Consider the following 10,965-nt stretch of genomic DNA (forward strand, 5'->3'; position numbering starts at 1 on the left):
ATTGCGTATTGGTTAATCAATGTGGCGACAACGATTACCGGCTCCATTAAAGCAGTTACTAAAAAACGTGGACAACGTGCTGTTTGGGTAACCTTGGATAGAGGGTTGCGTAATAAATGAAGGCTTATATTATCGAGCAACCGCAGTTGCAAAGTGTGTTGGCTAGAGTTAGCGAAATCGTTGTGGCTTGTTTATGTTGGTTAATGTGGTTGTATTTCTTGTCACCCGTAGTATGGTTAGGTAAGTGGTTACTGGATGGCTTTACTCTTGAACAGTTTGAACAATTTGGTGGTTATACTCGATTAACGGAGCTATTACACAATTATGTTTTAGTGTTGTGTGCGCAAGCCGTTAGTTGGCTGCTTTGGGTTTATCTTAGAGCCTATAGAAAACGGCGTTTTTTGCCTGTTAATAGCCATAATGTAGAAGATAGTGAATTAGCACACTATTTCCATGTTGATTTAGCCACACTACAATCTGCACGCGACGTGGTGACGCTAACCGTTTATTTTGACGAACAAGGAGAAATCACGCAGTTGCAAGCTGAGCCATTAGAGGTATTAGCGGTTAAAGAGTCCGTCGCGGTCTGTAGCCTACTAAAATAAGTGATAGGCTTCGTATGATGAGTTTTTATTTAGTGTACTAACTCACAACGTATAACAATTAAAAGAGGAGGGGAGAACGTGCAAGATTTATTAAACTTTGTGCTTAGTTTTAGTGGCATTATGCCTTATGTATTAGTGTTCAGTATTTTGTTGGCTTGTGGATTAGGCTTGCCTATTCCTGAGGATATTACTTTGTTCGTTTCAGGCATGTTAGCGTATTACGGCATAGTCGATGTATGGTTTGTAACTGCTGTGTGTATGGCTGGCGTATTAATCGGCGATAGTATGATTTATTATTTAGGTGCCAAATATGGTCGGAGCTTAACAAATAAGCCATTTTTTCACCAATTTTTACCGCCTGAACGTTTGGAAATGGTGAAAGAAAAGCTACATCGACATGGCAATAAAGTCATTTTTGTTACGCGTTTTACGCCTGTGTTACGCGCGCCAACATATTTTTCCGCTGGGACGTTACATTTACCGTTTCGGGTTTTTCTTTTTTACGATGGCTTAGCCGCATTAATTAGTGTGCCAACCATTATCTACTTGGTATATCACTTTGGTGCGGTCGCCGATAATATGATAAAAACGATTAAAGATGTCGAACATGGCATTGTGGGTGTTATCTTTATCGGAATATTATTATTAGCAGCTAAATGGTTTTATCAACATAAAAAAGCATCTAAGGTGGATTAACTATGGTGTTATTAGAAACCCCGCTCGCTGAGTTAGGCCGTTCGGCGCCTGATTTTGAATTGCTTGGCGTTGATGGCCGGAACTGGCGACTACACAATTGTGTCGGGGAACGTGGCTTATTGGTCATGTTTATTTGTAATCACTGTCCTTATGTTAAGGCCATACAAACCAAGTTAATCCGCGATACACTTGCCCTTAGCGCATTGGGTGTTGGTTCTGTGGCAATTATGCCTAATGACGCTGAGGCTTATCCTGACGATTCTTTTGCTAATATGCAGCGTATCGCCCAGGATTATCAGTATCCGTTTCCTTATCTCTATGATGAAACGCAAGCGGTGGCAAAAGCCTATGGTGCGATCTGTACCCCCGATTTTTTTGGTTATAATGCTGAATTAAAGCTGCAATACCGAGGACGTTTAGATGCGAGTCGTAAAGATGCTTCAGATATGACACTTGAGCGCGAATTATTTTCCGCGATGCAAACTGTTGCTGAGACCGGGATTGGGCCACAGCAACAAATACCCAGTATGGGATGTTCAATTAAATGGAAGTAAGTCAATCCAGTATTTTTAACCCAAAGAGAGAGTAATATGTCTATTCAAAGAATGACTGACTTGGATTTAGCCGGTAAAAAGGTGTTAATCCGCCAAGACTTAAATGTCCCTGTAAAAAATGGTCAAGTGACCAGTGATATTCGGATTCAAGCCAGTGTGCCTACCGTGGAACAAGCCTTAGCGGCTGGTGCGGCAGTTATTTTAATGTCGCACTTAGGCGCCCTAAAGCGGGGATTTTTGATGAAGCTTCATCATTAAAACCGGTCGCCGAGCGCATGGCTAGTTTATTAGGTAAACCCGTGCGCTTAGAAAGAGAGTGGTTAGACGGTATTGCTATTCAGCCAGGTGAAGTCGTGTTATGCGAAAACGTGCGCTTTAATGTCGGTGAAGATGAAAATAGCGATGAATTAGGCCAAAAAATGGCGAAACTGTGCGATGTGTTTGTCATGGATGCGTTTGGTACTGCGCATAGGGCGCAAGCTTCTACCCACAGCGTTGCTAAATTTGCTCCTGTTGTTTGTGCAGGGCCTTTATTGGCCAGTGAGTTAGATGCACTCGGTAAAGCGCTAGAAACGCCAGTAAAACCGTTATTAGCGATTGTCGGCGGCTCTAAAGTATCAACCAAACTAACCGTATTAAAGTCACTGTCAGAAAAAGTCGACCAATTAATCGTCGGTGGTGGTATTGCCAACACATTTATTGCCGCTGCTGGCTATAATGTGGGTAAATCGTTATACGAGCCGGAATTAATTGACCAAGCTAAGAGTCTGATTGCTGCAGCAAAACAAGCTGGCGCAGATATTCCTATTCCTGTTGATGTCGTGTGTGCGAAAGAGTTTTCTGAGTCGGCAGAAGCCACGGTAAAAGCGGTAAGCGACATTGCTGATGATGATATGGTTTTAGATATAGGGCCTGAAACGGCTAAACAATATGCCGATATGCTTAAATCAGCTGGTACGATTGTTTGGAATGGGCCGGTAGGTGTTTTTGAAATTAAGCAGTTTAGCAATGGCACAGAAGTCTTAGCCAAAGCGATTGCCGAAAGCAGTGCATTTTCAATTGCGGGTGGCGGTGATACCTTGGCGGCTATCGATCAATTCGGTATTAATGATGGCGTATCGTACACGTCTACTGGCGGCGGTGCCTTCTTAGAGTTTTTAGAAGGCAAAGAGTTACCTGCTGTAGCGGTTTTGCAAAGCCGTCAATAAACTATTAACAAGTTTTCATAGAGAGAAAAAATGGCTAGAGTCACCGTAGAAGATTGTTTGGAACATGTAGAAAACCGTTTCAAACTCGTATTATTGGCCAGCACAAGAGCGCGCCAATTGAGTCGTGGTGCGCAAGAGTTTTTGCCCAGGGGTAAGGACAAAGACACTGTATTGGCTTTGCGCGAAATCGCGGCCGGTCATGTGAATGCTGATAACATTGCTGCTTTGCATCGTGCTAACGATACCCACGAGTTTACCCCAATGTTTTAATGCTTATGTTAGATGTAGTCGACCCCGTCATTGCTGAACGCCCTCAGGACCAACTGATTAAGCGCTTATGCGAAACATTATCTAATTATTTGGAAACCCAACAAATAGAAGATTGTGTACGCGCTTATGAGTTCGGGGCTTTAGCACATCAAGGGCAAACTCGTAAATCCGGGGAAGACTACATCTGCCATCCTGTCTCGGTTGCGATTAGTTTAGCTGAGATGCGCATGGATGCGAATGGCATTATGGCGGCTATTTTGCATGATGTGTTAGAGGATACTGATGTTTCTAAACAAGAGTTGGCTGAGCGATTTAATATTGAAGTCGCCGAATTAGTGGATGGCGTAACCAAGCTTAGTAAAATCGATTGTAAGTCGCGTGCCGAAGCCCAAGCTGAAAGTGTCAGAAAAATGTTTTTGGCTATGGGTAAGGATTTGCGCGTGATTATGGTTAAGCTAGCCGACCGTCTGCATAATATGAATACCTTAGGTATTATGCCGCCTGAAAAAAAACGCCGCATTGCTAAAGAAACCTTAGATATTTATGCACCTATAGCTAATCGCCTAGGGATGAATTCAATTCGGCATCAGCTAGAAACGCTAAGCTTTGAAGCTATGTATCCTAGGCGTTATGCGGTAATAAAAGCTGCTGTCAAAAGGCGTAGCGGCAATCGTAAGGAAGTTGTGACCACGATTGAAAAAGCGATTAAAAACCGGCTCACTGAAGTCGGGCTATCCTGCCAAGTGTTAGGCCGGCAAAAACACCTCTGGAGTATTTATCAAAAGATGCGGCAGAAACGCATCACTTTATCGTCGGTATTCGATGTCTATGGTTTTAGGCTGTTTTGTGATGATGTAGATACCTGTTATCGCGTCCTAGGCGTGGTGCATAATCTTTATAAGCCTGTTCCTGGCAAATTTAAGGACTATATTGCTTTACCTAAGGCTAATGGCTATCAGTCGTTGCATACCATTCTAATTGGCCCTCACGGCTTAAACATCGAAATTCAAATTCGTACCCACGACATGCATAGAATGGCGGAAGCGGGTATCGCGGCGCATTGGTTATACAAATCAGAAGATGATAAAACAGATAAGTTTAAAGCCAGAGCGCATGAATGGTTAAGAGACTTATTAGAAATTCAGAAGAATGCCGGTGATTCGCTAGAATTTATCGATAATCTTAAAGTCGATTTATTTCCACAAGAAGTCTTCGTATTCACTCCTAGGGGCGCAATTATTAAATTGCCTAGAGGTGCGACGATTGTGGATTTTGCCTATGCCGTTCATACTGATATAGGTAATGCTTGTGTATCGGCTAGAATCGATAAGCAATTAGTACCTCTGCAAACGAAGTTAGAAAATGGTATGACCGTTGAAGTGATTACCGCCGCCTGGGCTAGACCGAATCCGCTATGGTTAAATTATGTGATTACTGCTAAGGCGCGCTCAAGTATTCGCGGCTATCTCAAGCATTTTAAACAAAAAGAAGCGATTTCATTAGGGCGTCGGTTATTGGAAAAAGAATTAGAGGTCATGCAGCTAAGATTAGAAGATATTGATGCGCTACGGCTAAAGGAGTTGCTAAAATTTTTGGAAATGCCTTCGCTAGATGCTTTATTAGAAGACATAGGTTTAGGCAACAAAATGCCGTTTCTAATTGCTAAGCAATTGATGCAAGATGATATTAGTGCAAATATTAAACTAAACCACAGCCATAGAGTGCAAAAAACGCCTTTAATCATTAAAGGCACAGAGGGTATGGTGGTCACGTTGGCTAAATGTTGTCGCCCCATTCCTGGTGATGCCATCATCGGCTTTTTCAACCCTGGCAAGGGAATTGTGGTACATCACCATGAATGCCGTAACCGTAGTGTATTAAGAAGCAAACACACGAGTTGGCTAGATGTTGAATGGTGTCAAGAAATTGCTGGAGATTTTCCCGTGGAATTAAGATTAGAAATCTTAAATCAGCGCGGGGCGTTAGCGACGATAGCATCGACGATTTCAAACTCCGACTCAAATATTGAGAATGTTCATGTGGTAGAACAAGACGAGAAAGTGTGTGTTGATTTAATCACTTTTACTGTTAGAGATCGTGTGCATTTAGCGAAAGTTATGCGTCGATTAAAGGAATTATCGATAGTGTTGAAAATTACCCGTATTAAAGTCTAACTTTTCTTTAAGACGGGACAGGGCGCATTTAGAGCGCAGGTGTCGGCAGCAGGGATGCTGCCGCCAAGCCTACAGGGATGTATTTACGGCGTCCTGCGGTCTGAATGCACCCTGTCCCGTCTTAAAAGTGTAGCTTACTTTTCCTTATTTATCATAGGGTTTATATCATTATTGTGCATATGCAACTCATTTTTCGAGCTAATGTGCAATATCAGTGCGAGTCGTCCGTTGCATAACTTATTGTAATTATTTGCTATTTTATGTTTTTTGAGTCGGCATGATTAATGCATTCTCCTATTAATTATCATTACTTGAGGATTGACTATGAATGCTAGCACATTAAGTTTTGCGCCCGTATCTCGTGCCTGCCATGACGCTATTATCGATTCACCCATGCCATATCAGGTATTAATTACCGGTGAGGCATCACCACTGCAACAAGAGCTGATTCAAGAGTTGGAGAATGCTGACACCATGATTTCCATACAGCACTCCACAAGCTATCAGGACGCGTTTATGCAGTTAACACAACAACATTACGATATTGTTTTTTTGACTAATAATGTCGGTAGTTCTGAAGGCTTTGAATTATGCAAGCGCATTCGAGAACAAACCGCATTAAAGCGCGTACCTATCATCATGTTATCCGAAACGGCTACACCTATGGATGAAGTTAAAGGTGTTTTGTCGGGTTGTACGACTTATTGGGCTAAACCCCTTAATCATTATGAATTTCAAAAAATGATTAGCCGCGTGACACGTTGGGTTGATGAGGTTAAAGCTAAAACAACGACATAACACTGTCATGAGTTAAATGATTAGCCATTATCGGCGGTTATCACTTGATTTTAATATCAATACTCTTATAGTTAAGCCTCTATAAAAATTATGAGGCAGGGTATGCAACATTTTCGTTTTTCACTGATAGTCACAGTATTGTGTCTGGCCGCCGCATTTTATTGGGGCGGCCTAGTTGGCGCTTTTATTGCGATTATTTTAGGTATTTTAGAAGTGAGCTTATCGTTCGATAACGCAGTGGTTAACGCGTCTATCTTAAAACGTATGGATGAGCGTTGGCAGCAGTACTTTTTAACCTGGGGCGTGTTAATCGCGGTATTCGGAATGCGTTTATTGTTTCCGATAGTTATCGTGGCGGTAGCGACAGGGATTGATTTTATTGGGGTCGCCAATATGGCATTACAAGACCCTGAAACCTATGCCAAACATTTAACCGATGCACATGTGCAAATTGCTGCTTTTGGTGGCATGTTCTTGTTAATGGTGTTTTTCTCATTTATTTTTGATGAAGGTAAGGAGCTGCACTGGTTAGGTGCGTTAGAAAAAAAACTAGCATCGTTTGGTAAATTAGAGTCTATAGAAGTTATTTTAGCGTTATCACTATTATTAGTATTACAGAACTGGCTGCCGCAGCATATTCGCTTAGAGGCTTTGGTGTCTGGTGTCGCAGGGCTGATTTTATATGTCACGGTAGACAGCTTATCAGCTTTGTTTGAAGACGAGGAAGAAAGTGAAGAAATGGCTGATGTGTTAAAAAAGGGTAGCATCATGAGTTTCTTATATTTAGAAGTACTCGATGCCTCTTTTTCATTCGATGGCGTGATTGGCGCGTTTGCCATCACTAAAGACGTTGTTATCATCATGTTAGGCTTAGCGATAGGCGCTATGTTCGTTAGAAGCTTAACCGTATTCTTAGTCCGTCAAGGCACATTAGAGCAATATGTCTTTTTAGAGCATGGCGCGCATTATGCGATAGGAAGTTTGGCCGCAATCATGTTAATGAGCATGAAACATGAAATCCCCGAAGTCATCACCGGACTGATTGGCGCATTATTTATCGCTTTATCGATTTATTCATCTATACGCTACAATAAGCAGCAATATTCATCGTAAAGAATTGGGGTTAGCCACGTTTTTGCGTGGCTAACATTTACACAACCCAATGGACAGCACTTTGGCTTACGAGCTTGCTAATGTGAGGACAACGTTTTGGCAAATAATTGGAATATTCCTAATTGGCTAGAGAAGGAAGTCAGGCAGAGGGATCGATCCTGTGTTTATTGTGGTGTTCAGTTTACACCTGCCCAAGTTTCCAGAAAATCCTCAGCGAGTTGGGAGCATATAATCAATGATGAAACCATAATCAACAGAGAGAATATTGCCCTTTGTTGCTGTGGGTGCAATGCCAGCAAAGGGCAAAAGCAGCTTTCGGAATGGTTGCAATCTAAATACTGCAAAGAACGCGGAATTACTGCTAATTCAGTTGCTCCAGTAATCAAATTGGCAATTGCAAATGGGCATTGACCTTATTGTTAAATGTAAATCACCTGCTACAGTAACTAACTGATATGAAACAGAAGGCTTTGCCTCTTCTATGGGCCAAGCCATAAAAGAGTAGGCATAAGCTAATTCTGTTTCAAATTTAGGATAATATAAGATTCGGTATTGCGTATCCTGACAAGACAATTATTTGATTTTGCAAGTCATAGTGTCTTGTTCAACAACGTTTCCTAAAGCGTCAGTTACCATCACTGATACGGTGCCGTCTATAAAGTTTTTTGTTATTTGAGTAGCACCTGCGGCAACATCTTTTCTATTACTATCAAAATCAAATTCAGCTTTGCCTGCAAAGTTTGCTGCTCGGGTGGATTGAGCCGTGTTGGTTTTAGATGTAACCAATGCCGTATAAAGAGCGCCCGGTGTTTGGTCTTCTATGTTCACCGAGATTCTCGACCTTTCACGGCCCGTAGTGCGTTTTTCACATTTTAATAATTGCCCAGCGTGGCTATTGATTGATAAAGCCATCATGATACTGAAGCTGGTTAAGGCAATTAGATTTGATTTTACGTTCATAGCGTTTCCTCTTAGTGATTTGTTCAGTTATAAAATCTTTGTGAATGATTTGAAGATTTGTAAAACAACGTGTTAATCGATGGATAACTTGTTAACAACGTTATACTATTAATCAAATTGTATGCCATGATTATTTTTAGATAACTGTCTGAATTAAATAATAAAATTAAAATAACTGGCAAGGGCATAGCATCATGCACTGCAAAATATGTAGCAAATTTTTGCATGGATTACCAATGTTGCAGATATTTCTAAACGCTTAACTAGTTTAATAATTTTGTAAAACCTTTTACTATAACGGGTTCAGGAAGTAGTGTTGCTTCAGGAACTTTTATTAACAGGTTTTAAAATGGCTCTTTATGTTTATAAATTCGGTGGCACGTCCGTTGGTACGGTTGAGCGTATCAAAGCTGTCGCGGAGAAAGTGAAAAAAAGCCCATGATGCGGGTGATCAAATTGTCGTCGTTGTTTCGGCAATGAGTGGTGAAACCAATCGACTAATCGATTTGGCTAAACAGATGCAGGCACAACCTAATGCTCGCGAGTTAGATGTGTTAGTCTCTACCGGCGAGCAAGTGACGGTTGCGTTGTTAAGCATGGCATTAGATGCATTAGGGTGTGAGGCCTGCTCTTATACTGGTGGTCAAGTTAAAATCTTGACCGATAGCAGTCATACTAAAGCCAGGATTCGCAAAATTGATGATTCCAGAATCCGCGCCCATTTAACTCAAGGTAAAGTCGTTGTTGTGGCAGGTTTTCAAGGCGTAGATGAGTTTGACAATATCACGACATTAGGTCGAGGTGGATCAGATACCACGGCGGTGGCGTTAGCGGCAGCGCTAAAAGCTGACGAGTGTTTAATTTTTACGGATGTTGATGGCGTTTATACGACTGATCCACGCGTTGAGCCTAAAGCTAGGCGTTTAGACCGTATTACCTTTGAAGAAATGCTAGAAATGGCGAGTTTAGGCTCAAAGGTGTTACAAATCCGCTCGGTAGAATTTGCCGGTAAATACAATGTTGCGTTACGCGTCTTATCGTCTTTTACAGAAGGTCAAGGGACGTTGATTACTTATGAGGAATCTCCTATGGAAGCTGCTTTAATTTCAGGTATCGCCTTTAATCGCGATGAAGCTAAATTAACTATCACTGGTGTACCGGATTTGCCAGGTATTGCGTTTAAAATTTTAGGGCCTGTTGCTGATGCCAATATCGAAGTCGATATGATTATTCAAAATATCGCGGACGATGCGACGACGGATTTTACGTTTACGGTTCATAGAAACGATTATCTGCGTGCTAAAGCAATTTTAGAGCAAATTTGTACTGACTTAGGCGCGAAAAAAAGTCACTGGTGATGACAGTATTGTTAAAGTGTCAATCGTCGGTGTCGGTATGCGTTCACACGCAGGTATCGCAAGTACCATGTTTAAAACTTTAGCGAACGAAGGTATTAACATCCGCATGATTTCGACCTCAGAAATTAAAATCTCGGTTGTCGTGGATGAAAAGTACTTGGAATTGGCGGTAAGAGCATTACATGCGGCGTTTAATTTAGATAAACCGGCGTTAGCGGCGTAATAAGCGGAGTCCCTCGTGGATTGGCAAGCTATCGCGGCGTTTATCAGTGCCGCCATTGTTAAACCCGTCATCATCACAGCGGTAAAATCTGTGGGGGGAGGGGATATTAATGCGGCGTATAAGCTTGATACTAATCATGGCAGTTATTTTATTAAGCTGAATCAAGCTCAGTTGAACACCATGTTTGCTGCTGAATCTGCGGGATTGAATGAGCTGGCGGCTAGCGCTACGGTAACAGTGCCTAAGCCTATTACCTTTGGTGTTAGCGGCCAGCACGCTTTTTTAGTGTTAGAGTATATACCGCTTACTCGGTTGAATAGCCAAAGTGCCCGTGTACTAGGGCGGCAACTAGCTTTACTACATGATATACCACAACCGTATTTTGGTTGGTATCAAGACAATACCATAGGCAGTACGCGACAAATCAACTATAAGAACTCGAATTGGGTTGATTTTTGGCAACAATACCGGCTTGGTTTTCAATTACATCTGGCAGCTAAAAATGGTTATAGCAGTAAATTACAGTCTTTAGGGCAAAAACTTTTAGTCAAGCTGCCTGCTTTATTTAGCTCTTATCAAGTAAAACCGTCGTTATTGCATGGTGATTTATGGGCGGGTAATGCTGCTATGGATGCCTCGGGTAACCCGGTGTTTTTCGATCCGGCTTGTTATTATGGTGACCGCGAGGCGGATTTGGCGATGACAGAATTATTTGGTGGTTTTAGCGCAGATTTTTATAGCGCTTATCACGAAATTTATCCGCTGGACAAAGGTTATAAAAACGCGTAAGACGTTATATAACCTTTACCACATTTTGAATCATTTAAACTTATTTGGTAGTAGCTATCAGCATCAAGCTGAGCAGATGATGGCTAGTTTATTGGCTGAGTTATAAATTAGCTGTTAGCATCATAACCTTTAGGGTTATTGCGTTGCCACAGCCAAGTATCAGCAATCATATCGTCTAAGGTTTTTTCGGCACGCCAATTTAGTTCTTTTAAGGCGA

At 41.7% G+C, this 10,965-nt stretch carries 11 protein-coding genes and 2 pseudogenes; 12 read left to right on the plus strand and 1 reads right to left on the minus strand.

Features of this window, described 5'->3' with window-relative positions; translation table 11 throughout:
- Positions 1-116 precede the first annotated feature (116 nt).
- From pgaD to VZ94_RS24085, 9 genes and pseudogenes are all read left to right on the plus strand, one after another.
- The gene (gene pgaD, locus VZ94_RS01320) at positions 117-605 is read left to right on the plus strand and encodes a poly-beta-1,6-N-acetyl-D-glucosamine biosynthesis protein PgaD (protein WP_045777854.1); all 489 of its coding nucleotides are present in this window, start codon (positions 117-119) and stop codon (positions 603-605) included.
- A 78-nt stretch (positions 606-683) separates the two neighbouring features.
- Complete coding sequence (locus tag VZ94_RS01325) at positions 684-1,301, plus strand: DedA family protein (protein WP_052700095.1); 618 nt, start codon at positions 684-686, stop codon at positions 1,299-1,301.
- 2 nt (positions 1,302-1,303) lie between these two features.
- On the plus strand, positions 1,304-1,855 hold the full coding sequence (locus VZ94_RS01330; RefSeq protein WP_045777855.1) for a thioredoxin family protein: 552 nt from the start codon (positions 1,304-1,306) through the stop codon (positions 1,853-1,855).
- A gap of 36 nt (positions 1,856-1,891) precedes the next feature.
- A pseudogene (locus VZ94_RS01335) lies at positions 1,892-3,063 on the plus strand (phosphoglycerate kinase).
- A gap of 30 nt (positions 3,064-3,093) precedes the next feature.
- Complete coding sequence (rpoZ, locus tag VZ94_RS01340) at positions 3,094-3,333, plus strand: DNA-directed RNA polymerase subunit omega (RefSeq protein WP_045777856.1); 240 nt, start codon at positions 3,094-3,096, stop codon at positions 3,331-3,333.
- Between the two features lie 5 nt (positions 3,334-3,338).
- Positions 3,339-5,507: a RelA/SpoT family protein gene (locus VZ94_RS01345; RefSeq protein ID WP_045777861.1), complete on the plus strand. Its 2,169-nt coding sequence runs from the start codon at positions 3,339-3,341 to the stop codon at positions 5,505-5,507.
- A gap of 324 nt (positions 5,508-5,831) precedes the next feature.
- A complete protein-coding gene (locus VZ94_RS01350; protein WP_052700096.1) occupies positions 5,832-6,305 on the plus strand; it encodes a response regulator in 474 nt (157 codons plus the stop codon).
- Positions 6,306-6,407: 102 nt separating this feature from the next.
- The gene (locus VZ94_RS01355; RefSeq protein ID WP_045777857.1) at positions 6,408-7,418 is read left to right on the plus strand and encodes a DUF475 domain-containing protein; all 1,011 of its coding nucleotides are present in this window, start codon (positions 6,408-6,410) and stop codon (positions 7,416-7,418) included.
- Between the two features lie 96 nt (positions 7,419-7,514).
- Positions 7,515-7,829 (plus strand): HNH endonuclease, encoded by a 315-nt coding sequence (locus VZ94_RS24085; RefSeq protein ID WP_082081283.1) that lies wholly within the window; start codon positions 7,515-7,517, stop codon positions 7,827-7,829.
- Positions 7,830-7,991: 162 nt separating this feature from the next.
- Here the strand turns inward: VZ94_RS24085 and VZ94_RS01360 are convergent, their stop codons facing one another.
- Complete coding sequence (locus tag VZ94_RS01360) at positions 7,992-8,378, minus strand: hypothetical protein (RefSeq protein WP_045777858.1); 387 nt, start codon at positions 8,376-8,378, stop codon at positions 7,992-7,994.
- Between the two features lie 349 nt (positions 8,379-8,727).
- Between VZ94_RS01360 and VZ94_RS01370 the strand changes: the two are divergent.
- From VZ94_RS01370 to VZ94_RS30035, 3 genes and pseudogenes are all read left to right on the plus strand, one after another.
- Positions 8,728-9,959 (plus strand): annotated as a pseudogene (locus VZ94_RS01370) (aspartate kinase).
- 15 nt (positions 9,960-9,974) lie between these two features.
- The gene (locus VZ94_RS01375) at positions 9,975-10,748 is read left to right on the plus strand and encodes a fructosamine kinase family protein (RefSeq protein ID WP_275575095.1); all 774 of its coding nucleotides are present in this window, start codon (positions 9,975-9,977) and stop codon (positions 10,746-10,748) included.
- Positions 10,675-10,854 carry a fructosamine kinase family protein gene (locus VZ94_RS30035; RefSeq protein WP_275575096.1) on the plus strand — a complete coding sequence of 60 codons (180 nt, stop codon included), beginning with the start codon at positions 10,675-10,677 and terminating at the stop codon, positions 10,852-10,854. Before VZ94_RS01375 ends, VZ94_RS30035 begins: the two co-directional genes overlap by 74 nt.
- The last annotated feature ends 111 nt before the right edge of the window (positions 10,855-10,965 follow it).

It is taken from the genome of Methylocucumis oryzae, from assembly GCF_000963695.1.
Lineage (GTDB): Bacteria > Pseudomonadota > Gammaproteobacteria > Methylococcales > Methylomonadaceae > Methylovulum > Methylovulum oryzae.